Origin of the sequence: Marinovum sp. PR37, from assembly GCF_028807375.1 — a bacterium.
GTDB classification, from domain to species: Bacteria; Pseudomonadota; Alphaproteobacteria; order Rhodobacterales; family Rhodobacteraceae; genus Marinovum; species Marinovum algicola.
On the sequence record NZ_JARAML010000011.1, the window covers coordinates 93,007 to 116,667 of the forward strand.

Here is a 23,661-nt window from a genome sequence, read left to right on the forward strand (position 1 = left end):
TCTGAGGGGCCGGGACGCTCGGCCGAGGCCGGACGGGCCTAGCCGGTCATCACGCAGAGCAGTTCGAACATCAGCGACACGCCGAGCCAGGCGGTGGCGCCGCTGGTGTCGAACGGCGGTGAGACCTCGACCAGATCGGCCCCCGCGATGTCGAGCCCGGCAAGGCCTCGCACCACCTGTTGCGCCTGAAAGGAATTCGGGCCGCCGATTTCCGGCGTGCCGGTGCCGGGCGCGAAGGCCGGGTCGACGAAATCGATGTCGTAGCTGACATAGACCGGAGCCTCGCCGACGATCTCGCAGGCCTCGGCCATCACATCGGTGACGCCACGGGCAAAGAATTCTTCGATCGGGATGACCCGGACGCCGACCGCCTTGGCGAAATCGCGGTCCTCGAAGTCATAGGCGGTGCCGCGGATGCCGATCTGGACCACCCGCGCCGGATCGAGCAGCTCTTCCTCGATGGCGCGGCGGAAGGGCGTGCCATGGGTGTACATCGTGCCGCCGAAATAGCTGTGGAAGAGATCGGTATGGGCGTCGAAATGCACCATGCCCAGCGGCCCGTCCTCGGCCAGGGCGCGCAGCACCGGCAGCGAGGTCAGGTGATCGCCGCCGGCCGTGAGCGGCCGGATGCCGGCAAGGACAAGCCTTTGATAAAACGCCGTGATCCGATCCATCGAATCGTCAATATCGGCCGGGTTGATGCCGACATCGCCCAGATCGGCGCAATTGGCCGCCTCGAAGGGGCGCACCCGGGTCGCGGCGTTCTCGGCGCGGATCATCGTCGAGGCGTCGCGCAACTGGCGCGGGCCGTGGCGCGGCCCGGGGCGGTTGGTGGTGCCGCTGTCCCAGGGGACGCCGATCAGGCCGATGTCGACCTCGTCGAACCGGGCATGGCCGGGGGGAACCACCGGCAAGCGCATGAAACTCGGCACGCCGGCAAAGCGCGGCAGTTCCATGCCCGAGACGGGGGTAAAGAAATCCTGTGTCATGTCAGTGCCTTTCCAGTCGTGCGCGGCGGGTGACCGGGCCTCCGCCCTGGGCCGCGATTCGCGCAATGGCCGCAGCCAGCGGCTCTTCCGCCACCGCCATGTGATGGGCGTTGGCGTGGAGCAAAAGGTCTGCGCCGGCAACCCAGCCGACGTGACCTTTCCAGAACAGGAGATCGCCGCGGCGCAGCGCGGCATCCGCGGCCAGGGTAGCGCCCAGCGCCGCCTCTTGCAGGTCGGAATCGCCGGGACAGGGGATGCCGCAGGCCAGGCACCCGGCCTCGACGAGCCCGGAACAATCGATCCCGAAGGCCGAATTGCCGCCCCAGAGATAAGGCGTTCCGAGGTAGAGCCGGGCCACCGCGACCGGATCGGCGCAGCGCTGCGCCAGCGGCGCCAGATGCGCGGAGGGGGCCCAGACCCAGGCCGTTACCTTGTCTGCGCCGGCGCAGATGGCGATTTCGGTCCAATCGCCGCTCTGATCGCGGGTGGCGACCCGGGCGCCATGCGGCAGAACCGCAACTTCGTTGCGCGCCTTGAGATCCGGGTCGGACTTGCAATAGCTCATCCGCGTAGCGACCCGGTGGGTCGGTGCCGGCATGTCACGTGACAGGGCGTCGGTCTCGACATGGCCGACGTAACCGTTGTGCTCGCAATAGCCGAAAGCCATGCCATCGCTCACCTCGAGCACGCGAAAGCCCTGTCCGAGCAAAAGCTCGCGTTCGCGCCTGGCTCCGTCGGCATCGCTGATTACGGCGGTGGCGGTCACCACCTGCCAAAGCTCCCCTTCGGTGAACCGCGCCGCCGCCACCTGCCCTTCGAGCGAGACATGCGCCACACGACCGTTGGATTTGAGCACCCGGGGGTCGGCGGTCATTCCGCCGGCTCCAGCCCCATCAGGTCGGGCAGCGCGGCGAGGATGGCGCGCGCGCCCATGCCGACGCCGCCCTTGGGCCGGCCGGGCCGGGCCTCGGGTTGCCAGCCGTAGATGTCGAAATGCGCGTAGCGGGTATCCTCGTTCACGAAACGGCGAAGGAAGAGCGCGGCGGTGATCGAGCCCGCGAACCCGCCCTTGGGCGCATTGTCGAGATCGGCGATGCCGGGTTCGATCATGGTCTCGTAGGGCTCCCAGAAGGGCAAGCGCCAAAGCGGATCCTGCGCCCGCCTGCCGCCGGCCTCGAGTGCGGCGGCGGTGGCGTCATCGGCGTAGAAAGGCGCCAGATCGGGGCCCACCGCCACCCGGGCGGCGCCGGTGAGCGTGGCCATCGAGATCACCAGGTCGCTCTCCTCTTCGCAGGCCAGTGCCAGCGCATCGGCCAGCACCAGACGGCCCTCGGCATCGGTGTTGTTGATCTCGACCGTCAGCCCCTTGCGCGAGGTCAGGATGTCGCCGGGGCGGAAGGCGCCGGCCGAGACCGAGTTTTCCACCGCCGGAATCAGCACGCGCAGCTGCACCGGCAGATCCAGCGCCATGATCATCTGCGCCAGCCCCAGCACCGTGGCGGCCCCGCCCATGTCCTTTTTCATCAGCCCCATCGAGCTGCCGGGCTTGAGATTGAGCCCGCCGGTGTCGAAACACACGCCCTTGCCCACCAGCGTCACCTTGGGGCCGGACTGGCCCCAGCGCATGTCGATCAGCCGCGGGGCGCAATCCGAGGCGCGGCCGACGGCGTGGATCAGCGGAAAGTTCTCGGCCAGAAGCTCGGTGCCGCCGATCACGCTGCATTGCGCGCCGTGGTCATGCGCCAGCGCTGCGGCGGCGGCCTGCAACCCGTCGGGCGTCATGTCGTTGGCGGGGGTGTTGATCAGGTCGCGGGTCAGCGCCTCGCCGGCCGCAATCGCCTCGATCCGGGCGGTATCGACCCCTTCGGGGGCCACGAGGCGGACCTGTTTCCCGGGTTTTTCCTTATAGGTGTCAAAGCTGTAGCCGGCGAGAAGCCAGCCAAGAAGCTCGGCCTCGATATCAGCCGGATCCTGCGGCAGCCCGCTTTCGATGTGATAGGTGCCCGCCGGCAGGCTCTGCGCCACGGCGGCAAGGGCAAAACGGCCGCGGGCCCGGTCCTTGGCCGATCCGACACCGCCCAGCGCGGCCTCGGGCGCGCCATCGTCACCAGGAAACAGCAGCACCTGCCCCGGCCCGGCCACAAAGCCATTGGCTTCGGCCCAGCCACGCGCGCCCGGCTCCTGGGCCAGGCGCCAGCCGTCAAAGGCCTCGGCGGTGAGCAGGGCAAGCGGGATCGATGCCTGATCGGCATCGGCGAATGTCAGGGGATGGTCCTGCGGCATGACGGTTACTCCGGCGGAATGGATTTTGCCGCAGCCTAGCCTGCCCGGGCGCACCTGCAAGGGCAGAGGTGCGATTGTCTCGTGTCCTGCCGCCAGCGCGGGGGGCTACATCATGAATTCCTGCAAATCCCAGATCGCCGTCAGCGATTGGTCGCCGGTGCGCGCCAGCCGCGACAGCGTGGCTGCCATGGCCACCGCATCGTTCTGATCGATGCAGGCACAGACATCGCGCGCCACCGAAGAGAGCGCGACCATCCCGATTTGATCGGCGATCCGCGACAGCGAGCGCAGGCATTTGCGCATCTCGGCCAGATCGCCGCGCTTGTGCAGCTTGTTGGCGTAAGACATGCGCACCGCAATTTCCTCGAGCGCGCGGCACACCACATCCTCGGCGCCGGCGTCGCCCATGCGGCGATAGAGGTCTTCGATCCGCTCCTGGTCGAGCCTGACGCCTTCGTCATATGCGAGCATTCCTATCCGTTCCACGGTTCCCACCTTCATTCACGCCCCCACGGCCTGGCTTAGGATGACGGCAAAGAGTTTTGGAAACCTTGCGGACGACAGATTATTTCGCTCGAATTCTCGGCAATTCGGGCGTATCACCGCTGCGCGGAAAGAAGACGGGAGACCGCCAATGGAACACGCCAAGAGCCTGCCGAAGTACCTGGTCCAGCGTTATCAGGGATGGAAAGCCACCGATTACGCCGAAAACGCCGCGTGGTATCGCCGACTTGCCACCGAAGGGCAGCGGCCCCGCGCGATGGTGATTTCCTGCTGTGACAGCCGGGTTCACGTGACCTCGATCTTTGGCGCCGACACCGGGGAATTCTTCATTCACCGCAATATCGCCAATCTGGTGCCGCCCTATGCGCCCGACGGCGACCACCACGGCACCTCGGCGGCCGTGGAATACGCGGTTACCGCGCTCAAGGTGGCGCATCTGATCGTGCTGGGGCATTCGCAATGTGGCGGGGTGCAGGGCTGCATCGACATGTGCAACGGCAAGGCGCCGGAGCTGGAAAAGCCCAATTCCTTTGTCGGGCGCTGGATGGACATCCTGCGGCCCGGTTACGACGCGATCAAGGATGCGCCCGAGGGCGAGGCCCAGGCGCGCGCGCTGGAAAAGCGCTCGGTGGTGATCTCGCTGGAAAACCTGATGACCTTTCCCTTCGTCGAAGAGCGGGTCAAGAGCGGTGCCCTGTCGCTGCACGGCCTATGGACCGGCATCGGCGAAGGGGCGCTCGAGGAATACAATCCGGCATCGGACCAGTTCCGCCCGGTGGGCTGAGCTCGGCCTGCGCCGGGCGTCAAACCCCGGCAAGGCTACTGGATCGGGCCTGACGTCGGGCCGGTTTTGCCACCGGCCGCAAACCGGGTCAGGCCAGAAGGACACCGCGGCCGCGGCCATCGTGCGAGGCCAGCACCTTGGCCCGGCCCAACCGCAGGCTCAGCGCCCGAAGCGGATGACCGAGATATTTGCACGAGCAGATCCGCTCGCCGCTGTCCATGTCGGTCAGGACAAGCCGTCCCTGGTGAAAGCCGAGGCCGAAGCCCTTGCGCGCCAGTTTGCGGCTCAGATTGCCCCAGCTTGTTGCCTGTTGGAACACTGGGGCCAGCATTGCCCGCAGTAGAACACCGGTTTCGCAATCCAGCCGATTGCTGCTTTCCGGACCCCGCCAGCGGGTCTGTGCCAGACCGGGCTCGGCGAGGATTTCAATGTGATGTGCCATGCTCATAACCTCCTACGCATCTAGCGTGCTCGCGGATTGTGGCAACATCGGGGCAGGTGTTTTCATATATTGTGCGGAGCGTCCATACTGCAACACAATGTTTCTCAGACGTGAATATCGCGTGAAGACGGTGGACGTTTGCCTGCGGTCTTCAGGGCCCCTGCCCCTTGCCCCACGGCAAAGAAAAAGGGCCGCCCCAGGGCGGCCCTTGTCTCGTAACCTCTTGACGGAGATCAGCCTTTTTTCAGCACCCGGTTGCCCAGGGTCTCGGCGATCTGCACTGCGTTGAGCGCCGCGCCCTTGCGCAGGTTGTCCGAGACGCACCACAGGTTCAGGCCGTTTTCGATCGTGCTGTCCTGGCGGATGCGGCTAATGAAGGTGGCGAAATCGCCGACACATTCGACCGGCGTGACATAGCCGCCATCCTCGCGTTTGTCGATCACCATGACGCCCGGCGCCTCGCGCAGGATGTCGCGCGCCTCGTCCTCGTCGAGGAAATCCTCGAATTCGACGTTCAGCGCTTCGGAGTGGCCGACAAAGACCGGCACCCGCACGCAGGTCGCGGTGACCTTGATCGACGGGTCGACGATCTTCTTGGTCTCGGCGACCATCTTCCATTCTTCCTTGGTCGAGCCGTCCTCGAGGAAGACGTCGATATGCGGAATGACGTTGAAGGCGATCTGCTTGGGATAGACCTTGCGTTCGTATTCGTCGGTCGGGTTGTAGACCGCCTTGGTCTGATCCCAGAGCTCGTCGATGCCGTCCTTGCCCGAGCCGGAGACCGACTGATAGGTCGAGACCACGACGCGCTTGATGCGGGCGCGGTCGTGCAGCGGCTTGAGCGCCACCACCATCTGCGCGGTCGAGCAGTTGGGGTTGGCGATGATGTTCTTCTTGGCATAGCCCTCGATCGCATCGGCGTTCACCTCGGGCACGATCAGCGGCACATCGGGATCGTAGCGATAGAGCGAGGAATTGTCGATCACCACGCAGCCGGCCGCGGCCGCGATCGGGGCATATTTCTTGGTGGCATCGGAGCCGATGGCAAACAGCGCCATGTCCCAGCCCGCGAAGTCGAAGCCCTCGATGTCCTTGGTCTTGAGCGTCTTGTCGCCAAAGCTCACTTCGGTGCCCAGCGACCGGCGCGAAGCCAGCACTGCGATCTCGTCGACGGGGAAGCCCCGTTCGGCGAGGATGTTGAGCATTTCGCGGCCCACGTTGCCGGTGGCGCCTGCGACGACGATTCGATAACCCATCGGTTCCTTTTCCTTCGTCTCGGTATGAATGGGGCGCCTGATACAGGGTTGCGGCCGGTTGTTAAAGGGGCATTCGCCGCAACGCTCCTGGCGGGCCGGGTGCAGGGGGGCTCTGCCCCCCGGCCTGCGGCCGCCCCCCGGCGGTATTTCACAAGAGAAGAAGCTGCGGGATCAGTCGAGCCGGTCGCGGCTGAACAGGTAGGGGATCATCCCGGCCAGGGTGACGAGCGCAAAGATGGCAAAGACCGGCGCATAGCTGGCCTCGATCGGGCCCTGGGCGGCGGCCCCCTCCTGCACGCGACCGGTGACGACCTGAAAGATGCCGACGCCGGCAATGCCGAAAAGGTTCATCAGCGTCACGCCGCGCCCGATCAGGTGATCCGGCGCATAGCTGCGGCCATGGGCGAGGATCAGCGGAAAGGTCATGCCGAAGAACCCCACGATGCAGAACAGCGCGAGAACGGTGACCACGCCTGGGGCCGGCCAGAGCCAGAGCGCGGTGCAGCCCATCACCACCAGGGCATTGCCCGGCAGGACCACCCATTTGCGCGAGCCGAACCAGCGGTCGAGCGGCCCGTAGGCAAAGGTGCCGGCGATCATCGCCACCCCCATCGCCAGCGTCGCCAGGCCGATGGCGCCCGGCGTCAGCCCGTGCACGTCGCGCAGGTACGGCCCGATCCAGAGCGCCCGCAGCCCGCCCGAGGCGGCGTAGTTGACGAACATCATCGGAATGACCAGCCAGAGCGCCGGCAGGCGCAGCAGGTCGAGCACGGAGCCGCGGAGGGTGGTTTCGGCGCCGGGCGGGTCGCGCACCAGGAAGAACAGGCCAAACGCGATCGCCGCCGAGGCCGCCGCCAGCGCCCAGAGCGTCTCGCGCCAGCCGATGGCCTCGACCAGCAGGGTGAGTGGCAGGGTGCCGGCGAGGTTGCCCAGAGTGCCGATGCCCAGCACCGTGGCCGCCAGGGAGGCAAAGATCGCCGGCCGGCAGGTGCGCGCGAAGATGTAATAGGAGGCCATCAGCACCGGCGAACAGCCCAGCCCGATCAGCCCCATGGCCAGGGTCACATGCACCGGGCTCTGCGCCAGGGCAAACCCCGCCGCCCCGCCGGCGCCGCCGATGGCAAAGAGCACCGCGGCGGTGCGGCGCGGCCCGATCCGATCCAGCGCCGCGCCGACCGGGATCTGCATCAGCGCAAAGACCAGGAACCAGACGCCCGAGGCAGTGGCGAGGTCATCGGGACGGGCGCCGATGTCGCGTTCGAGCACCTCGGCCAGCACGGCAAGGAACGAGCGAAAGAACTGGCTGAACACATAGCTCAGCGTCAGCAGGATCAGACCGGCGTTCATGTGACCTCCCTGGAAACCCGGTCTGGATTACACAGGGCCGGCGCCAAGACAAGCCGCGGCCTGCCGCCCGGCCCAGGCGCCGGTGGCCAGACAGGCGGTCAGCAGATAGCCGCCGGTCGGGGCCTCCCAGTCGAGCATTTCGCCGGCAACGAATGTGCCGGGGCGCGCGATCAGCTCGAGCCCCGGGGTCAGCGCCTCGAAGCCGATGCCGCCGGCGGTGGAGATTGCCTCGTCCATCGGCCGTGGCCCGGCGTGGCGGATCGGCAAGTCCTTGATGCGCCGGGCAAGCTGGCCGGGATCCTCGGGCAGCGGCTGGCCGAATTCCATCAGCAGCGCCTGTTTCACCGGATCGAGCCGGGCCTGCTTGCGCCGGAAATTCGCCGCCGTCATCTTGCCGCGCGGCTTGGCGAGCCGGCGGGCCAATGTCTCCGCATCCGTGTCCGGCGCGAGATCGACGCTCAGGGGCGCGCCGTCGCGGACCGCGGCCGAGATCGCGTAGATGCCGCCGCCCTCGAGCCCGCGGTCCGAGATCACCGCTTCGCCGCGGCTGCGGGCCGGGCCTGCCTGCCAGGCGACGCCCTTGACCGGCATGCCGAACCGCGCTGCCATATGCGCCGACCACTCGACGCGAACGCCCATGTTGGCCGGCCGGAACGGCGCCAGCGGCACGCCCGCGGCGCGCAGGGCCTCGGCCCAGGCGCCATCCGAGCCGAGCCGCGCCCAGCTCGCCCCGCCCAGCGCCAGCACGGTGACCCCGGCCGTGACACGCTGCACCCCCTCGGGGGTGGCAAAGACCGCCGCCCCGTCCGCCCAGCCCTGCCAGCGCCAGCGGGTGCGGCGGGTGACACCATATCCGTCGAGCCGGGTCAGCCAGGCGCGCAGCAGCGGCGAGGCCTTCATCGTCTGCGGAAAGACCCGGCCGGTCGGGCCGGTGAACAGCGGCTGGCCTAGCGCCTCGGCCCAGCGCCGCACCTCGTCCGGGCCACAGGCCTCCAGCATCGGGCGCAGATGGTCGGCGTGGGGCCCGAAGGCGGCGAGAAATCTGTCGAAGTCTTCGGATTTTGTCAGGTTCAGCCCGGATTTCCCCGCCATGAGAAACTTGCGCGCCGGCGAGGGCTTGGCCTCGGCCAGCAGAACCGCATGCCCCGCCTGCCCCAGCACCTCGGCCGCCATCAGCCCGGCCGGGCCAGCGCCAATGACCAGCGCCGCGACCTTCATGTCACCGCAAAGGCGCGATCGCCCGTCCCGACCCGGCCACCGGGCCGCGGCATTGCACCCGGGCGCCGGTGCGCGGCGATGGCCCGGGCCCGCTGTGCAATTGTTGGCCCACCGGCGAGATCGAAGTTCATTGCTGTCCTCATGTCGCGATGACCCGCGCCCCGTGATGCCGCGATGTGGCGCGGCTGGCAAGGTGCCCCGGGCCGGGGATTTGCTGCGCCCCGGCCGTCGGGGCTGATTTCCGGCCCGTCTCCGGCTAGGGTTGGCCCAGGATGACCGACGCGCCCGACCCGATCTGCCCGCTCTGCCACCGCCCGATCCCGCCGGCGGCGAAACAATCGCTGCATCACCTGATCCCCAGGCTCAAGGGCGGCAAGCGTGGGCCCACGGTGCTGCTGCACCAGATCTGCCACAACGAGATACACGCCACGCTGACCGAGACCGAACTGGCGCGCGACTTCAACACGGCCGAGGCCCTGCGCGCCCATCCCCGGCTGGCGAAATTCATCCGCTGGGTGGCAAAACGCCCGCCGGACTTTCATGCCCGCAGCGCCGGCGGGCGACGCAAACGCTGAGCCGGACGAGGGCGCCTCCGCCACGCCGGCCTGAAGACCGCCGGCATCCAACCAAGGGAGCACGCACGATGGCCATCACCTACACCGAGTTCCCCGAGAAAAAGCGCGTCGAATTCACCGTCAGCGGCCAGATCACCAAGGCGGACTACGACAGCATTGCCGGTCCGATGGAAGCCTTCATCGACGCCCATGGCACGGTGCAGATGATCGAGGTGGTCGATCATTTCTCGGGCTTCGACCCGGGCCTTCTGCTGCCCGGCCTCCGGTTTGACATCAAGGCGCTGCCGCATATCAGCCATATCGCGGTGGTCACCGACATCGGCTGGCTGAGCCCGATTGCCCGGTCGGTGGGCGCGCTTCTGCCCACCCGGATGCGGGTGTTCCCGCGCGACGGGCTGGATGCGGCGCGGGCCTGGCTCGACGGCGAAAACCCGGAGGATTGAGGCGGCAGGCGGGGTTGTCTTGCCCCGCACGCCGCGATTGCGTCTGGGGCCCTGTCGCGTCAGGGCTCCACCAGACCGCTCGAAATCGCCTTGGCCAGCGCTTGTTCCACGGTCTTCGCCTGCATCTTGAGGCAGGCATTGCGAATGCGCCGCCAGATCTCGAATTCGGTGACGTTCAACAGATCCGCGATCATATGTCCGGTCAGCCCGTTGGCGATAAACGCCAGAACGTCGCGTTCCGATGGCGACAACCGCTCACATTCCGCGCCATAGGCCCAGCCCTCGTGGATATCGTCCTTCGACTCGATCAGCGTGTTCGCCATCATCGCCGAAACGGCGGAAAACGCTCGCAGGGTTCCGGCCCCGAACAGCGAGGTGGGATCATCACGGCAGCTCAGCGTGATGCCCGCTCCCTGCCCCCCTGAATAGCAACCGTAAGAAATCAGGAAATTGTAGCCGTAGCTCAGGCTCGCGGCGCGCCAGTCGCGAAGCTTTCCCGAAGCCGGCGCACGCCGTTCTTCGCGCGCAATATCGACAAGCAAAGGGACATCCCTGGACAAGGCGCCGCGAACAAGGGGATCGACCGTGGCGAAGCCTTCTTGGCTGTATTGCTCGAGCCAGAGCGGATCCTTCGAGCTTCGCACCCAATTGACCTGGCGGGGAGCGGTGTTGAAACCCCCGATGTTCACCGCCTCGGCACCAAGGCGACGCGCAATGCCCATGGTCGCCCACCAATGGCTGTCGGCATCCTGCGCGCGCGCCAGCGCATCGGCGGTGTCGATCACCAGTTGCCCGATGCGCGTCGTCTTCACGGTGGCGGTCTCCTGCAAATGAGGGCGTCGAGGAAATGGCTCTGATCAGAAGCTTAGCGGAAGACCGGGCAAAACGGCAGGGCCACGCGACGCTCCCGCATCCATTCGCCGGGGCCGGACACCGTTGATGGCGCTCTCTGCCCGGGACCGAATCGTAGCGCCTTGGAAGGGCACGAAACAATTACCGCCCGGCCTCCAGCCACATCGAGATTATCTGTCGCGTCTGCCATCTTCACATCCGTTTTGTCATCGTGACCGTCACCGCAAACGGTCCCAAGCCCTTGAGAGCAGGGCATTTGATAAATTTCAACGCCTTGTGAAGAAATCTGGTGAGAGGCTGGACAACGACCCAAGCGGGGCTCGTTACGGCTGCTTCCTTCCGGACCTGACCGGGTTGGCGAGGCGCCTGCCCGCGCCAACCTCTCGACCCGCTATGTAATCAACCGCGCCGCCGCTTGCAAGAGGGGCATCCGCATGCCATCCCCACGCTGACACCTACGGGAGAGCCAGCATGAAACACGCGGAAACGGTCACTTTTGGCGGTTCGGCCCTCGACCGCGCGGCCGAGATTCGCGGCGATGCCGCGGCCCTCGCCGCCGCGCAGGCCGACCCGCAGGCCCGCGCCGTGCTGATCTGGCGCGGCAAGCCGCTGCTGGACGAGGAAACCGGCGCGCTGATCCGCCTGCCGCTCGATCACCCGGTGCTGGCGCAGGGCGACGACGACCTGATGCTGCTCGGCCGCGAGGGCGGTGCGGCGATCTTTGCCTGCAACCTCTCGGCGTGGGAACCGGTGGATCTCGACGGCGGGACGCTGGGGCACTTCGTCGATGCCTCGGTGCAACGCCACCCCGACCTGCCCGGCGGCATGGGTTTTGCCGAGCTGCGGATGAACATGACCCGGCTCACCCCGCGCGACGCCGAACTGGCGGCAACTGCCAAGGCGATCCTCGGCTGGCACGACAGCCATGGCTTCTGTTCGCGCTGCGGCAGCAAGTCCGAGATCATCAACGCCGGCTGGCAGCGCGCCTGCCGCGACTGCGGCGCACAGCATTTCCCGCGCACCGATCCGGTGGTCATCATGCTGATCACCCATGGCAATTCCGTGCTTGTCGGCCGCTCTCCCGGGTGGCCCGAGGGGATGTATTCCCTGCTCGCCGGCTTTGTCGAACCGGGCGAAACGCTCGAGGCGGCGGTGCGCCGCGAGGTGCTGGAAGAGGCCGGCATTCCGGTGGGCCAGGTCAGCTATCTCGCCTCGCAGCCCTGGCCCTTTCCGGCCTCGCTGATGTTTGGCTGCCAGGGCGAGGCGCTGGCGCGCGCCATCACCCTCGACCCGGTCGAGCTCGAGGATGCGCGCTGGGTCAGCCGAGAGGAGATGGTCTCCGCCTTTGCCGGCGATCATCCGGTGCTCCTGCCGGCGCGGAAAGGTGCAATTGCACAGTTTCTCCTGCGGAACTGGCTTGCGGATACGCTGGATTGACGCAAGACTGACGGCCAACAAAAACAGGCCGGGCCGTCAGATGGAATTCACCAGTCAGGAAGACATCGAAGCGCCGATCGACAAGGTCTTTGCCGCGCTTTCGGATTTCGAAACCATGGAACGCCAGGCGATGCGCCGGGGCGTCAAGGTTCGCAGGCATGGCGCCCCGGCCGGGGTCGGGACAGACCCTGAGGCCAGCCAGCGCTGGACCGCCGGTTTCAAGTTTCGCGGACGCGAGATGGAGGCCGATATCGCGCTGCTGCGCATCCTGCCGCCGGAGGCTCTGGCCTTTGCCGGCAAGGCCGGCGGGATGGAGACCGAGATGACCATCGACCTGACCGCGCTGACGCCCAATCGCACCCGGATGAACGTGCAGGCGCGGCTGGCCCCCAGAACGCTCTCGGCGCGGCTCCTGGTGCAGTCGCTGAAGCTGGCCAAGGCGCGGATGACAAGGAAGTTTTCGGTTCGGGTGGCGCAATTCGCCAAGACCATCGAGGGTCGCGCGCGCAAAGCTGCGTGAGCCGGCTTGCCGATGTCGCCGGGCGCGCTATCGTTCGCATCTTGCAGGAGGGTTCCCGATGATACGACGATTGACCGCCACACTTGGCCTCGGACTGGGGCTCAGCGCCTTTCCGCTTCTCGCGGCTGCGCATGAGTTTTACATCGATGCGCTGGCCTGGCAGGTGCCGTCGAACAGCTTCCTGATGGCCAATATCCGCGTCGGAGAAAAATTCGAAGGCCCGGCCTATTCCTACTTTCCGCCGCGCATCCGGCGGTTCGACATCCTGATGAACGACCAGACCTATCAGATCCGGGGCCGCGCCGGCGACCGGCCGGCCCTGCGCGTGCCGACGCCGGACGACGGGTTGGCGGTGGTCGTGCATGTGACCAACGACACCGTCCTGACCTATCAGGACTACGAATTGTTCGAAAGTTTCCTGATCCACAAGGACTGGGCGCCGCTGCTTGAGGAACACAAGGCGCGCGGCCTGTCCGAGACCGGCGTGCGCGAGCGCTATTCGCGGTATGGCAAGGCGCTGATCGCGGTCGGCGATGGCGCGGGGGCCGACCGCGAGGCAGGCCTCGAAACCGAGATCGTGGCGCTGGCCAATCCCTATACCGACGATCTCTCGGACGGGTTGCCAGTCCGGGTGCTTTATCAGGGCGCGCCCCGGGCCGATGCGCAGGTCGAGCTTTTTGCCAAATCGCCCGAGGGCGAGGTCGAGATCACGCTGCTGCGCACCGACGCCGAGGGGGTTGCGCTGCTGCCGGTGACCCCGGGGCAGGTCTATCTTGCCGATGCGGTGGTGGTCCGTCCGTTGGAGCCGGTGGCCGAGGATGACCCGGTGTGGGAATCGCTCTGGGCCTCGCTGACCTTCAAGGTGCCGGAGTAGGCAGAAGGTCCGCCCCTCGACAGGCAGGGGCCCCGGGACACGCCCGGGGCGCGCGGGATTACCGGCCTAGCGGTTTGCGCCGGGCACCCAGAGCACGTCGGCGGCGCCATCGTCATTGGCGATCCGGCCGGCCACGAAGAACCAGTCGGACAGCCGGTTGAGATAGGTCACCGCGTGGCTGTTGATCGGCTCTGCCCCGGCCAGCTCCACCGCCAGCCGCTCGGCGCGGCGCGCCACCGTGCGACAGAGATGCAGATGCGCCGCCAGCGCCGAGCCGCCGGGCAGGATGAAGCTCCGCAACGGCGTCAGCCGCGCGTTCATCGCGTCGATCTCGGCCTCCAGCCGCGTGGTCTGTTCGGCCACCATCCGCAGCGGCGGATACTCCGGTGTCTCGCCGTCTTCCGGCTCGGGGTTGCAGAGATCGGCGCCCAGATCGAACAGGTCGTTCTGGATTCGCGCCAGCGCCGCGTCGGCCTCGCCCTCGGCATGCAGCCGCGCCAGCCCGACAGTGGCGTTCAGCTCGTCCGAGGTGCCATAGGCGTCGACCCGCAGCGCATGTTTGGCCACCCGGGTGCCATTGCCCAGCGCGGTATCGCCCTTGTCGCCGGTGCGGGTGTAGATCTTGCTCAGTACAACCATGTCAGCCCTTTCCCCGGATCCAGACAAACAGCAGAATCAGCACCACCGCAACAAACTGTGCGATGATCCGCCAGCGCATCGCCTTGTTGGCGTATTTCTTGTTGAACGCCCCGCCCTTGGCAAAGCTGCCGATGCCAAAGAGCAGAATGGCCACGACGCAGAGCAGGGCGACGCCGATGATGTAAAAGAGCGGATCATTCGCCATGACGGCCTCCCGGTTGGTGATTGCCTGTGACATACGCCATCGCCGGGCGAAAGCGAAATGGCGTATCGCCTCACCCCTTGGCGAGGATCCAGTCGAGCCAGGCGGTCGGCAGAAGCCGCTTGAGCAGGCCGAAGACATAGGTCGGCGTGGTCACGTAATAGCGCGCTCGCGGCGCCGGATCCTCCAACGCCCGCCAGAGCTTTTCGGTCACGGCCGAGGCCGGCAGCTCGAACCGGTCCGGTCCGCGTTCGTCATACAGCCGCTTGCGCAGCCGGGTGCGGTACTGCTCGGCGCGGGGCGCGTTTTCCCAATCGATCCAGCGTTCGAAATGCGGCACGGAGTTTTGCCGGATGCGCGAGGTCACCGGCCCCGGTTCGAGCGTGATGATCCGGATCGGCGTGTCGCGCATCTCGATCCGCAGCGTGTCGGTCAGCCCCTCGAGCGCATGTTTGCTGGCGTTGTAGGCGCCGCGCCATGGGGCGACGATGAACCCCAGGATCGACGAGCAATTGACGATCCGCCCATGGCCCTGCGCCCGCATCACCGGGATCACCTGCCGGGTCAGGTCGTGCACGCCAAAGACATTGGTCTGAAACAGTTCGGCCAGCGCCTCGCGCGGCAGATCCTCGACCGCGCCGGGCACCGCATAGGCGCCGTTGTTGAACAGCGCATCGAGCCGCCCGCCGGTGGCCTCGAGCACCTGCGCCAGACCGGAGCGGATACTGTCGGGGTCGGCATAATCGATGCGCGGGCTCTCAAAGCCCTGATCGCGCAGCTCCTGGCAATCGGCCTCCTTGCGGCAAGAGGCAAAGACACGCCAGCCCCGCCGTTGCAGGCCCAGGGCAGCGTCGCGGCCGATGCCCGAGGAACAGCCGGTAATCAGGATGGACTTGCGCATGCGGGCTCCTGTCGGTGGTCACGTCACGCGCATGATGTGAGCGAGGCGGGCGGCAGACGCAAGCAGAGATCCGCAGGCGTCACCGTGTGGCGACGAGATGACCGGCCATCCAGCCGATCCGGCCACTCTCGACCGACTTCAGCTTGACCCAGCCGTCCTGGCCGCTGCGCAGGATGCGCACCTCGGTCCCCGAGGTCATCGCCGACAGCACCGGAAAATTGGTTCCCGGCCCCATCCGCAGATTGGCCCGCGAGGCGGTGATACGGCCGCTGGCAAATTGCCCGGCCGGGCTGCGGGTCGAGACCGTGAGCGTCGCGCCCGACGGCGCTCCGGCCAGCGCGCGCGGACGCAGGCGCGGGCGAAGCGAGGCCTCGGGGGCCGCCCGGGTGTTCGAGGCAATGGCCACGGGTATCTCGGACTCGCCGACCGCCTCACCCAGGTCATCGGGGCGCAGCGGCGGTGCATCGGTTCGGGCGACGGCCGGCGCGGCGGAGACTTGGTCGTCCTGTGCCGGCTCTTGCGCCTCTGCGGCAAAGGCCAGGGCCTTCACGTTGCTCAATGTCCGGGGTTGCGCGGCGGGGTGCTTGTCGCGCAGCGCAGTCAGCAACGCGGTTTCAAGCTGCCGCTGGACGGTGCCGCGCGGGGCGAGATCGGCCGCCTGCCGGCGGGCCACCTTCCGCGGCGTCTCGGCCTGCGGCGCTTCGGCGGCAATGGCGGCGCCGTCGGCATTGGCGGTTCCCGGTTGGAAATCTGCGCCGCCAGAGGCCTCGTAATAGCCCCAGCCAAGAAAGGCGAAAGTCAACCAGACATAAGTTTTCATGGCGCGATCTCCCGTTCACATCCGATGCCGCAACCGATGCGGCAGGTCCCGCGCCCGGGCTAAGATCTGGATTGCACAACAGGGCCCGCGAAACGCGGGGAAAACCGAAGCAGGTTTCCCGGAAATGGTGCCGCCTGATTGTGCCGTCTCAGCCGTCGCGGCCGGTTGTCAGGTTAACACTGCGGGGAGTCCGATGGTTCCATTGCTCCCGGATTTTTGTTGATCCGCGACACACCCCGAGGCCTGCGGGGGCCGCGCGATGGCACATTCCTCGCAAGAGAGAGGGCGGCCCGGCGAACCGGTGCCGAGATCAGGCTCCGTCGAGCAGGAAATCCGCGATCCAGCCGATCTGTCCTTCGGGCACCACTTGCAACCGCACCCAGCCGGCACCGGGGTCTTCCAGCACTTCGACCTCGGTGCCGCGCGCAAGCGTGCCCAGAACGCCAAAGCCGGTGCCCGGCCCGTCGCGCAGATTGACCCGCGAACCATTGACCGACCGCAGGTCTCTCGGCGCGGCGTCCTGACCCGGCCGATCCGCCACCGCTTCGGCGACTGCCAGCGCGACGGCAACCCGGTTCTCTTCCCGGGACGCGGCCGGTTCGGTCGAGGGTTCCTGGCTTCGGATCGCGGTCAGGACCGCGGTTTCAAGCTCGATCTGCATGCTGTCGGGGTACTCGGCCGGATCGGGGCCGAGGCTGGCCGCATCGACCAGCGCCAGGCGCGTCACCTCGGCTCCGCCGGACATTTCCCGGACGATCACCGGATCGACCCGGGCAAAAACCTTGACGCCCCGGTCGCCAGGCACGAAATCGGCGCCGCCGGACATCTCGTAATAGATCAACCCCAACAGCCCGAACGTCACCCAAACATAGGATTTCATACCCAAACGCCCCCGCTTACTCGTACTGGCAGACTTTACTTTGCTCCGGTGTCTGGATAGCTGATTCGAACACACGGACTAAGGGAAAAGCTGCCTGGCGCTCCCCTCCTATCCCGATGCCCCTTTACATCTCCTTTCAGGTACAAGGCGCTGTGAGACATCAGGTGCTTTACGGTCACCGCTGCTGAGGCTACACAATATCCATGAGCGACGACACTTCCGACAACAACATCGGCCAGGCCGATCTGGCAGAACCCCTGCGCCGGGCGCTGGGCGAACGCTACCTGACCTATGCGCTTTCGACCATCATGCACCGGGCCCTGCCCGATGCGCGGGACGGGTTGAAACCGGTGCACCGGCGCATCCTTTACGCGATGCACCGGCTGCGGCTGGCCTCGAATGGCAAGTTCCTGAAATCGGCCAAGATCTCGGGCGACACCATGGGCGATTTCCACCCCCATGGCGATGCCGCGATCTATGATGCGATGGCGCGTCTGGCGCAGGATTTCAACGTCCGTTATCCGCTGGTCGACGGCCAGGGCAACTTCGGCAACATCGACGGCGACAATCCGGCCGCCTCGCGCTACACCGAAGCGCGGATGACCTTTGTCGCCGAGGCGCTGCTCAACGGCCTGGATGAGAACGCCGTCGATTTTCGCGACAATTACGATGGCCGCCTGACCGAACCCGCCGTCCTGCCGGCCGAGTTCCCCAACCTGCTGGCCAATGGCTCGTCGGGCATCGCGGTCGGCATGGCCACCAACATCCCGCCGCACAACATCCCCGAGTTGATCGACGCCTGCCTGCATCTGATCCGTACCCCGGACGCCCGCGACGAGACCCTGCTGAACTATGTGCCCGGCCCCGATTTCCCCACCGGCGGGGTGATCGTCGAGCCGAAAGAGAACATCGCCGAGGCCTATCGCACCGGTCGCGGGTCATTCCGCCTGCGGGCGAAACACGAGATCGAGGATCTGGGCCGTGGCCAATGGCAGATCGTCATCACCGAGATCCCCTTTCAAGTGCAGAAGTCGAAGCTGATCGAGAAGATCGCGGAGCTGATTCAGACCAAGAAGGTGCCGATCCTCGCCGACATCCGCGACGAGAGCGCCGATGACATCCGCATGGTGCTGGAACCGCGGTCCAAGAATGTCGATCCCGATGTGCTGATGGGCATGCTCTACCGCAGCTCCGATCTCGAGGTGCGGTTCTCGCTCAACATGAACGTGCTGATCGACGGCGTCACACCCAAGGTCTGTTCGATGAAGGAGGTGCTGCGCGCCTTCCTCGATTTCCGCCGCGAGGTGTTGCAACGCCGCTCGCTGCACCGGATGGAAAAGATCGACCACCGGCTCGAGGTGCTCGAAGGCCTGATCATCGCCTTTCTCAACCTCGACCGGGTGATCGACATCATCCGCTATGACGACGCGCCCAAGGCAGCGCTGATGCGCGAGGACTGGGGCCGCGATTTCATCCGCGCCACCGATGAAAACGACTATGTCCCGCCCGCCGAAACCGACGCCCAGAGCCTGACCGAAGTGCAGGCCGAGGCGATCCTCAACATGCGGCTGCGCGCCTTGCGCCGGCTGGAAGAAATGGCGCTCCTGAACGAGCGCGACGCGCTGATGGAGGAACGCGCCGGGCTCGAGGATCTGCTGGAAAACGAAGGCCTGCAATGGGACCGGATCAGCGATCAGCTGAAAACAGCCAAGAAGACCTTTGGCAAGGATTACGCCGGCGGCGTCCGCCGCACCGCCTTTGCCGAGGCAGGCCAGATCGAGGAGGTGCCGCTCGAGGCGATGATCGACCGCGAGCCGATCACCGTGGTCTGCTCGCAGATGGGCTGGATTCGCGCCATGACCGGCCATATCGACCTGAACCGCGAACTCAAGTTCAAGGACGGCGACGGCCCGCGCTTCATCTTTCACGCGGAAACCACCGACCGCCTGCTGGTCTTCGGCTCGAATGGCCGGTTCTACACCGTCTCGGCCGCCAACCTGCCCGGCGGGCGCGGCATGGGCGAGCCGCTGCGCCTGATGGTCGATCTGCCGAACGAGGCCGAGATCGTCGATCTCTTCATTCACCGCCCCGAGCGCAAACTGCTGGTGGCCTCCTCGGCCGGCGACGGCTTCGTCGTGCCGGAAGCCGAGGTCGTGGCCCAGACCCGCGCCGGCAAGCAGGTGCTCAACGTGCGTGCGCCCACCCGCGCCCGGGTCTGCAAACCGGTGACCGGCGATGCCGTGGCGGTGGTGGGCGAAAACCGCAAGGTCCTGGTCTTCGGCCTCGACGAACTGCCCGAAATGGGCCGGGGCAAGGGTGTTCGGCTGCAAAAGTACAAAGATGGCGGCATGTCGGATGCCACCACCTTTACCCTCGCCGACGGGCTGAGCTGGCGCGATCCGGCCGGGCGCACCCGCACCGAGAGCAACCTTGCCGAATGGCAGGGCAAACGTGCCGGCACTGGCCGCATGGCGCCGCGCGGCTTCCCGCGGGACAACACCTTTACCTGACACCCGCTGCCGCGCGGTTGGTTGACAACCGGGCGGCAGCGTTCTCCTCTGGAACAGGACAGCCCGCGGAGAGCCTGACATGCCGGAGACCTCAGCCTGGGAAAAGGCCTCGCCCGGAGCCGGCGGCCCGGCCCTGGCGACCCCGGCGGCCGCCCAAGACGCCCCGAGCCATACCGAAGACTGGCCGCCGCGCGGCAGCTATGCCAGCCCCAGCCCGCCCGACAGCCTCGCCATCGATTTCGTCGGCCGCCGCCGCGCGGTGTTCTGGCTGGCGCTCAAGACCGGCTGTCTCACCGTGCTGACCCTCGGCCTCTACCGGTTCTGGATGAAGACCCGGCTGCGCCGCTGGTACTGGTCGGCCACCCGCCCCGGCGGCACGCCGCTGGAATATGTCGGCGACCCCTATGAAAAGCTGCTCGGCTTCCTGATCGCGGTGGTGATCCTCGCCTTCTACATCGGGGTGGTGAACCTGGCGCTGATGTTTGTCAGCTTCTCGCTCTTTCAGCAGAATTACGCGGCCTATGCGCTCAGCTTCCTCGGAGTGATCCCGCTGTGGTTCTATGCCCGCTACCGGGCGCGGCGCTATGTGCTGGCCCGCACCCGCTGGCGCGGCGTGCGCTTCGGCATGGCGCCGGGCGCCTGGGGCTATGTCTGGCGGGCGATGATGCATTGGGCGATCACCCTGCTCAGCCTCGGCCTGCTCTGGCCGCGCATGACCTTCTGGCTCGAGAAATACCGCACCGACCGGACCTATTTCGGCAATGCGAGGCTGACCCAGGGCGGCCGCTGGACCATGCTCTACCGCGCCACCTGGCCGCTCCTTGCGGCGCTGCTGCTGGGCGGATTGGGCAGCGCGCTGGCGCTGGGGGCGGGCCGCGGCGAAGGATATACGCTGATCCTCGCCGCCTGGGGGCTGGCGGCCTATGGCTATGTATATTACCGGGTCGAGACCACCCGCCTGCTGGCCAACCACAAATCCGCCATGGGCCTTGCCCTGACCGCCCGACCAAAACCGTTTCGCATCCTGATGATCACCGTTCTGGGCACGCTCGCCACGGCGCTGGTGCTGGCGCTGCCGCTGGGGCTGCTGGGTTTCGGCGTGGCGCTGGTACAATTCGCCCAGACCGAGGTGATGCAGGAGTTCGGCGAGCTTGGGGCGCTGCTCGCGGCCCTGCCCCGGCCGCTGCTGGTGGCGCTGGGCGTGGCGCTCTATTTCGCGATCTTCCTGCTCTGGGCCACTTTCACCCATGCCTGGGTGACGATGCCCACCTGGCGCCATTACGCCACCACGCTGACGATCCACAACCCCGCCGCCCTGTCCCGGGTCTCGCAACGCGCGCGGGACGAGTTCCAGGAGGCCGAAGGCTTCGCCGAGGCGCTGGACCTGGGGGCCTCGATATGACCGTGGTCCGCATCGGCGCCGCGCCCGAGGCCTATGAGGCCACAGGCCTCTATTTCGATGGCGACACGGCGATCGGCGATCTCGCCCGGGTCACCGTCGACGAAGCCATCCGCGCGCTGAAGATCGCCCGCATCGGCGCCCCGCCCCTGCACTGGCCGCTCGACGCGCTGCGCCTGCTGCCCGATCAGGGCGGCGGCGACCTGGTGATCCTGCACCGCCGGGACGACCCGGTGGCCCGGCTGATCCTCGACGATGCGCTGCTGCTCGAACGCCTGCCCGACGTGCGCCGCCCGGCGCCGCTGGTCAACCGCGGCAGGCTCGCCGCCTGGGCCCTGGCGGCGGTCGCCTCGGTGGCGCTGATCGTCTTCGTGCTGGTGCCCGCCTTGGCCAACCAGATGGCAAACTTCATCCCGCCCGAAGGCGAACGCGCCCTCGGCGCCGCCACGCTCGAGCAGATCCGCGGCGCGCTGGATGAAACCGGCATGGGCCAGCCCGTCGCCTTCTGCGAAACCCCGCAGGGCCGGGCCGCGCTCGAGACGATCCGCAGCCGCCTCGCCCCCGGTCTGCCGGCCGGGCAAGAGATCTCGGTGCATGTGCTCGACCACGAGATGATCAACGCCTTCGTCCTGCCCGGCGGCTACGTGGTGTTCTTTCGCGGGCTGCTGCAAGCGGCGGAAAGCCCCGAAGAGGTCGCCGCCGTCTTTGCCCATGAGCTGGGCCATGTGGTCAGCCGCGATCCCACCCGCCACGCGCTGCGCTCGGCCGGATCGATCGGCGTGCTCGGCCTGCTGTTCGGCGATTTCGCCGGCGGCGCGCTGGTGCTCCTTCTCGCCGAACAGCTGATCGAGGCCAGCTACTCGCGCGAGGCCGAGGCTGCCGCCGATGCCTTCGCCCGCGATCTCCTGCTCGACACCGGCATCACGCCTGCCGCGCTCGGCAGCTTCTTCGACCGGCTGCGCAGGACCTATGGCGAGGCGGAGGGCTTTCTCGCCCATTTCACCTCGCATCCCGCGCTCTCCGAGCGCATCCTCGCCGCCGAGACCGACCTGCCGCCGGGCTTTGCCGCGCGCCCGGTCCTCGGCGATGCGGAATGGAGCGCGCTGCAAACCATCTGCAACTGAACCGCCGCACTGTCTTTCCTCTTGCCGAAAATACCCTCGGGGGGGGGCGCCGGAGGCGCCGGGGGCAGCGCCCCCACCGGCGCGCCGGCTGCCGCCCTAATACACCTTGGGCACGTAAAGCTCGTCCGGCAGCACCTGGCGCTCGTAGTCGGGGTTGTAGACCCGCTCCGGCAGGGTCACCTTCTCGGTCGGCACCTCCTCGTAGGGGATCTTCGACAGGATGTGCTCGATGCAGTTCAGCCGCTCGCGTTTCTTGTCGTTGCCCTCGACAATGTACCACGGCGCCTCGGGGATGTTGGTACGGGCGAACATCTCTTCCTTGGCCTTGGTGTATTGCTCCCAGCGGCGGCGGCTCTCGAGGTCCATCGGCGAGAGCTTCCATTGCTTCATCGGATCGTGGATCCGCATCAGGAAGCGCAGCTGCTGTTCCTGGTCGGTGATCGAGAACCAGTATTTCAGCAGGATCACCCCCGAGCGCACCAGCATGCGCTCGAATTCCGGCACGTCCTGAAAGAACTGCTCGACCTGGTCGTCGCTGGCAAAGCCCATCACCCGCTCCACCCCGGCGCGGTTGTACCACGAGCGGTCGAACATCACGATCTCGCCGCCGGCGGGCAGATGCGGCACATAGCGCTGGAAATACCATTGCGACTGCTCGCGCCGCGACGGCGCCGGCAGCGCCACCACCCGGGCGACCCGCGGGTTCAGCCGCTGGGTGATCCGCTTGATCACCCCGCCCTTGCCGGCGCTGTCGCGGCCTTCCATCAGGATGCAGACCTTGGCGCCGGTGTGCTGCACCCAGTCCTGCACCTTGATCAGCTCGGCCTGGAGCCGCAGCAGGTTGCGGAAATAGACCTCGCGGCCCAGCATCTCGGGGTGTTCGCGCAGGTAGATCTTGCGGATCTCGCGGCTCAGCATCGGCTCCGAGAACTCGATCTCGATATCCTCGTCCAGCGTGTCCTGAAGCTCCGCTTCAAGCCAGTCCAGCGCGCGGTCGTCATCTTCGGTCATGGGCGGCTCCAAGTCTGTCGTTTCGGCGGCTTTATCAGCCGGGTTTGACGCTTTCGTGTCAGCCCGCGCCGGGGCCGCGCCGGCGGGCGTCTCAGACCGGCAGCGCCGTGGTCTTGAACACGGTGCGCAGGGCGAAGCTCGACTGCATGCGCGCCACACCCGGGATGCGGGTGAGATATTGCCGATGGATGCGGGCGAAATCGTCGGTGTCCTCGACCACCAGCTTGAGGATGTAATCCGCCGTGCCCGCCATCAGATGGCATTCCAGCACATTGGGAATCCGCGCCACCGCGGTTTCGAACCCCTCGAGCAATTCGTCGGACTGCCCCGAAAGCGAGATCTCGACAAAGACCGTGGAAGGCAGCCCCAGCTTGCGCGGATCGAGCATCGCCACATAGTCGCGGATGATCCCCTCGTCCTCGAGCCGCTGCACCCGGCGGTGGCAGGCCGAGGCCGAGAGATTGATCCGCTCGGCCAGGTCGGCGTTGGACATGCGGCCGTGTTTCTGAAGCACGGTCAGGATTCGTCGGTCCGTCGGGTCCAACTGCATTCAGGCAAGTATCCTTCGATGAAATCTCCATATTACCGAAGGGTCTCCGAAAAATGCCCCGGAACCAAGGAAAAATGTCAATCACCTGCCCCCAGATCCGC

At 66.9% G+C, this 23,661-nt stretch carries 25 protein-coding genes and 1 other RNA gene; 9 read left to right on the forward strand and 17 right to left on the reverse strand.

All coding sequences use genetic code 11. The features are described 5' to 3' along the window. Nucleotides 1-38 precede the first annotated feature (38 nt). From speB to PVW49_RS11440, 4 genes are all read right to left on the reverse strand, one after another. Nucleotides 39-989, reverse strand: a complete 951-nt coding sequence (speB, locus tag PVW49_RS11425; RefSeq protein WP_074835868.1) for an agmatinase — start codon at nt 987-989, stop codon at nt 39-41. 1 nt (nt 990) lies between these two features. Then, nucleotides 991-1,863 carry a C40 family peptidase gene (locus PVW49_RS11430; protein WP_274590575.1) on the reverse strand — a complete coding sequence of 291 codons (873 nt, stop codon included), beginning with the start codon at nt 1,861-1,863 and terminating at the stop codon, nt 991-993. Further along, nucleotides 1,860-3,272: a leucyl aminopeptidase family protein gene (locus PVW49_RS11435; protein ID WP_274590576.1), complete on the reverse strand. Its 1,413-nt coding sequence runs from the start codon at nt 3,270-3,272 to the stop codon at nt 1,860-1,862. The genes PVW49_RS11430 and PVW49_RS11435 overlap by 4 nt, the downstream gene beginning before the upstream one ends. 105 nt (nt 3,273-3,377) lie before the next feature. Continuing rightward, nucleotides 3,378-3,773, reverse strand: a complete 396-nt coding sequence (locus tag PVW49_RS11440; RefSeq protein WP_274590577.1) for a hypothetical protein — start codon at nt 3,771-3,773, stop codon at nt 3,378-3,380. Nucleotides 3,774-3,906: 133 nt separating this feature from the next. On the opposite strand from PVW49_RS11440, the gene PVW49_RS11445 reads away from it, so the two are divergent. Next, nucleotides 3,907-4,560: a carbonic anhydrase gene (locus PVW49_RS11445; protein WP_048533141.1), complete on the forward strand. Its 654-nt coding sequence runs from the start codon at nt 3,907-3,909 to the stop codon at nt 4,558-4,560. An 88-nt stretch (nt 4,561-4,648) separates the two neighbouring features. On the opposite strand, the gene PVW49_RS11450 is transcribed toward PVW49_RS11445, so the two are convergent. From PVW49_RS11450 to PVW49_RS11465, 4 genes are all read right to left on the reverse strand, one after another. Then, complete coding sequence (locus PVW49_RS11450; RefSeq protein WP_048533142.1) at nt 4,649-5,002, reverse strand: hypothetical protein; 354 nt, start codon at nt 5,000-5,002, stop codon at nt 4,649-4,651. A gap of 233 nt (nt 5,003-5,235) precedes the next feature. Beyond that, entirely contained in the window at nt 5,236-6,258 is a 1,023-nt protein-coding gene (locus tag PVW49_RS11455; protein ID WP_048533143.1) for an aspartate-semialdehyde dehydrogenase, read from the reverse strand. Nucleotides 6,259-6,429: 171 nt separating this feature from the next. After that, nucleotides 6,430-7,605, reverse strand: a complete 1,176-nt coding sequence (locus tag PVW49_RS11460; protein ID WP_048533144.1) for an MFS transporter — start codon at nt 7,603-7,605, stop codon at nt 6,430-6,432. Nucleotides 7,606-7,632: 27 nt separating this feature from the next. Continuing rightward, nucleotides 7,633-8,823: a TIGR03862 family flavoprotein gene (locus PVW49_RS11465; protein ID WP_074835874.1), complete on the reverse strand. Its 1,191-nt coding sequence runs from the start codon at nt 8,821-8,823 to the stop codon at nt 7,633-7,635. Nucleotides 8,824-9,095: 272 nt separating this feature from the next. Here PVW49_RS11465 and PVW49_RS11470 point away from each other — a divergent pair, with 272 nt between their 5' ends. Both PVW49_RS11470 and PVW49_RS11475 read left to right on the forward strand, forming a co-directional pair. Further along, nucleotides 9,096-9,398: an HNH endonuclease gene (locus PVW49_RS11470; protein WP_274590578.1), complete on the forward strand. Its 303-nt coding sequence runs from the start codon at nt 9,096-9,098 to the stop codon at nt 9,396-9,398. A gap of 68 nt (nt 9,399-9,466) precedes the next feature. Next, nucleotides 9,467-9,841: an STAS/SEC14 domain-containing protein gene (locus tag PVW49_RS11475; RefSeq protein WP_074835877.1), complete on the forward strand. Its 375-nt coding sequence runs from the start codon at nt 9,467-9,469 to the stop codon at nt 9,839-9,841. A 59-nt stretch (nt 9,842-9,900) separates the two neighbouring features. On the opposite strand, the gene PVW49_RS11480 is transcribed toward PVW49_RS11475, so the two are convergent. Both PVW49_RS11480 and ffs read right to left on the reverse strand, forming a co-directional pair. Continuing rightward, nucleotides 9,901-10,653 carry a helix-turn-helix transcriptional regulator gene (locus tag PVW49_RS11480; RefSeq protein WP_074835879.1) on the reverse strand — a complete coding sequence of 251 codons (753 nt, stop codon included), beginning with the start codon at nt 10,651-10,653 and terminating at the stop codon, nt 9,901-9,903. A gap of 328 nt (nt 10,654-10,981) precedes the next feature. After that, nucleotides 10,982-11,078, reverse strand: an RNA gene (gene ffs, locus PVW49_RS11485) — signal recognition particle sRNA small type. Between the two features lie 86 nt (nt 11,079-11,164). Here ffs and nudC point away from each other — a divergent pair. The 3 genes from nudC to PVW49_RS11500 are packed head-to-tail and all read left to right on the forward strand — an operon-like array spanning nt 11,165 to nt 13,524. Further along, a complete protein-coding gene (gene nudC, locus PVW49_RS11490) occupies nt 11,165-12,130 on the forward strand; it encodes an NAD(+) diphosphatase (protein WP_274590579.1) in 966 nt (321 codons plus the stop codon). Nucleotides 12,131-12,170: 40 nt separating this feature from the next. After that, complete coding sequence (locus PVW49_RS11495; RefSeq protein ID WP_074835882.1) at nt 12,171-12,650, forward strand: hypothetical protein; 480 nt, start codon at nt 12,171-12,173, stop codon at nt 12,648-12,650. Nucleotides 12,651-12,708: 58 nt separating this feature from the next. Further along, nucleotides 12,709-13,524: a DUF4198 domain-containing protein gene (locus PVW49_RS11500; RefSeq protein WP_074835883.1), complete on the forward strand. Its 816-nt coding sequence runs from the start codon at nt 12,709-12,711 to the stop codon at nt 13,522-13,524. Between the two features lie 66 nt (nt 13,525-13,590). Here the strand turns inward: PVW49_RS11500 and PVW49_RS11505 are convergent, their stop codons facing one another. From PVW49_RS11505 to PVW49_RS11525, 5 genes are all read right to left on the reverse strand, one after another. Further along, nucleotides 13,591-14,163 carry a cob(I)yrinic acid a,c-diamide adenosyltransferase gene (locus PVW49_RS11505; protein WP_048533152.1) on the reverse strand — a complete coding sequence of 191 codons (573 nt, stop codon included), beginning with the start codon at nt 14,161-14,163 and terminating at the stop codon, nt 13,591-13,593. Between the two features lies 1 nt (nt 14,164). Then, complete coding sequence (locus PVW49_RS11510; RefSeq protein WP_048533994.1) at nt 14,165-14,368, reverse strand: twin transmembrane helix small protein; 204 nt, start codon at nt 14,366-14,368, stop codon at nt 14,165-14,167. 70 nt (nt 14,369-14,438) lie between these two features. After that, nucleotides 14,439-15,266, reverse strand: coding sequence for an SDR family NAD(P)-dependent oxidoreductase (locus tag PVW49_RS11515; protein WP_048533153.1), 828 nt, complete (start codon nt 15,264-15,266; stop codon nt 14,439-14,441). A 79-nt stretch (nt 15,267-15,345) separates the two neighbouring features. Continuing rightward, the gene (locus tag PVW49_RS11520) at nt 15,346-16,086 is read right to left on the reverse strand and encodes an SH3 domain-containing protein (RefSeq protein WP_274590580.1); all 741 of its coding nucleotides are present in this window, start codon (nt 16,084-16,086) and stop codon (nt 15,346-15,348) included. A gap of 310 nt (nt 16,087-16,396) precedes the next feature. Continuing rightward, on the reverse strand, nt 16,397-16,966 hold the full coding sequence (locus PVW49_RS11525; RefSeq protein ID WP_148562892.1) for an SH3 domain-containing protein: 570 nt from the start codon (nt 16,964-16,966) through the stop codon (nt 16,397-16,399). 203 nt (nt 16,967-17,169) lie between these two features. Between PVW49_RS11525 and PVW49_RS11530 the strand changes: the two genes are divergently transcribed. The 3 genes from PVW49_RS11530 (at nt 17,170) to PVW49_RS11540 (ending at nt 21,999) form a co-directional block, all read left to right on the forward strand. Continuing rightward, nucleotides 17,170-19,476 (forward strand): DNA topoisomerase IV subunit A, encoded by a 2,307-nt coding sequence (locus tag PVW49_RS11530; RefSeq protein WP_074835887.1) that lies wholly within the window; start codon nt 17,170-17,172, stop codon nt 19,474-19,476. Between the two features lie 79 nt (nt 19,477-19,555). Then, nucleotides 19,556-20,878: a DUF898 family protein gene (locus PVW49_RS11535; protein ID WP_274590581.1), complete on the forward strand. Its 1,323-nt coding sequence runs from the start codon at nt 19,556-19,558 to the stop codon at nt 20,876-20,878. Further along, the gene (locus PVW49_RS11540) at nt 20,875-21,999 is read left to right on the forward strand and encodes a M48 family metallopeptidase (protein ID WP_274590582.1); all 1,125 of its coding nucleotides are present in this window, start codon (nt 20,875-20,877) and stop codon (nt 21,997-21,999) included. Before PVW49_RS11535 ends, PVW49_RS11540 begins: the two co-directional genes overlap by 4 nt. Nucleotides 22,000-22,095: 96 nt before the next feature. On the opposite strand, the gene ppk2 is transcribed toward PVW49_RS11540, so the two are convergent. Next, nucleotides 22,096-23,010, reverse strand: coding sequence for a polyphosphate kinase 2 (gene ppk2, locus PVW49_RS11545; protein WP_074835891.1), 915 nt, complete (start codon nt 23,008-23,010; stop codon nt 22,096-22,098). Between the two features lie 91 nt (nt 23,011-23,101). Next, a complete protein-coding gene (locus tag PVW49_RS11550) occupies nt 23,102-23,560 on the reverse strand; it encodes an Lrp/AsnC family transcriptional regulator (protein ID WP_048533159.1) in 459 nt (152 codons plus the stop codon). Nucleotides 23,561-23,661: the final 101 nt, after the last annotated feature.

Coding starts and splice junctions, on each gene's coding strand:
- PVW49_RS11515 (WP_048533153.1), bottom strand. CDS start 15,266: ATGCGCAAGTCCATCCTGATTACCGGCTGTTCCTCGGGCATCGGCCGC.
- PVW49_RS11495 (WP_074835882.1), top strand. CDS start 12,171: ATGGAATTCACCAGTCAGGAAGACATCGAAGCGCCGATCGACAAGGTC.
- PVW49_RS11465 (WP_074835874.1), bottom strand. CDS start 8,823: ATGAAGGTCGCGGCGCTGGTCATTGGCGCTGGCCCGGCCGGGCTGATG.
- speB (WP_074835868.1), bottom strand. CDS start 989: ATGACACAGGATTTCTTTACCCCCGTCTCGGGCATGGAACTGCCGCGC.
- PVW49_RS11540 (WP_274590582.1), top strand. CDS start 20,875: ATGACCGTGGTCCGCATCGGCGCCGCGCCCGAGGCCTATGAGGCCACA.
- PVW49_RS11430 (WP_274590575.1), bottom strand. CDS start 1,863: ATGACCGCCGACCCCCGGGTGCTCAAATCCAACGGTCGTGTGGCGCAT.
- PVW49_RS11470 (WP_274590578.1), top strand. CDS start 9,096: ATGACCGACGCGCCCGACCCGATCTGCCCGCTCTGCCACCGCCCGATC.
- PVW49_RS11450 (WP_048533142.1), bottom strand. CDS start 5,002: ATGGCACATCACATTGAAATCCTCGCCGAGCCCGGTCTGGCACAGACC.
- PVW49_RS11525 (WP_148562892.1), bottom strand. CDS start 16,966: ATGAAATCCTATGTTTGGGTGACGTTCGGGCTGTTGGGGTTGATCTAT.
- ppk2 (WP_074835891.1), bottom strand. CDS start 23,010: ATGACCGAAGATGACGACCGCGCGCTGGACTGGCTTGAAGCGGAGCTT.
- PVW49_RS11520 (WP_274590580.1), bottom strand. CDS start 16,086: ATGAAAACTTATGTCTGGTTGACTTTCGCCTTTCTTGGCTGGGGCTAT.
- PVW49_RS11535 (WP_274590581.1), top strand. CDS start 19,556: ATGCCGGAGACCTCAGCCTGGGAAAAGGCCTCGCCCGGAGCCGGCGGC.
- PVW49_RS11500 (WP_074835883.1), top strand. CDS start 12,709: ATGATACGACGATTGACCGCCACACTTGGCCTCGGACTGGGGCTCAGC.
- PVW49_RS11455 (WP_048533143.1), bottom strand. CDS start 6,258: ATGGGTTATCGAATCGTCGTCGCAGGCGCCACCGGCAACGTGGGCCGC.
- PVW49_RS11435 (WP_274590576.1), bottom strand. CDS start 3,272: ATGCCGCAGGACCATCCCCTGACATTCGCCGATGCCGATCAGGCATCG.
- PVW49_RS11550 (WP_048533159.1), bottom strand. CDS start 23,560: ATGCAGTTGGACCCGACGGACCGACGAATCCTGACCGTGCTTCAGAAA.
- PVW49_RS11440 (WP_274590577.1), bottom strand. CDS start 3,773: ATGAAGGTGGGAACCGTGGAACGGATAGGAATGCTCGCATATGACGAA.
- PVW49_RS11445 (WP_048533141.1), top strand. CDS start 3,907: ATGGAACACGCCAAGAGCCTGCCGAAGTACCTGGTCCAGCGTTATCAG.
- PVW49_RS11460 (WP_048533144.1), bottom strand. CDS start 7,605: ATGAACGCCGGTCTGATCCTGCTGACGCTGAGCTATGTGTTCAGCCAG.
- PVW49_RS11510 (WP_048533994.1), bottom strand. CDS start 14,368: ATGGCGAATGATCCGCTCTTTTACATCATCGGCGTCGCCCTGCTCTGC.
- nudC (WP_274590579.1), top strand. CDS start 11,165: ATGAAACACGCGGAAACGGTCACTTTTGGCGGTTCGGCCCTCGACCGC.
- PVW49_RS11475 (WP_074835877.1), top strand. CDS start 9,467: ATGGCCATCACCTACACCGAGTTCCCCGAGAAAAAGCGCGTCGAATTC.
- PVW49_RS11505 (WP_048533152.1), bottom strand. CDS start 14,163: ATGGTTGTACTGAGCAAGATCTACACCCGCACCGGCGACAAGGGCGAT.
- PVW49_RS11530 (WP_074835887.1), top strand. CDS start 17,170: ATGAGCGACGACACTTCCGACAACAACATCGGCCAGGCCGATCTGGCA.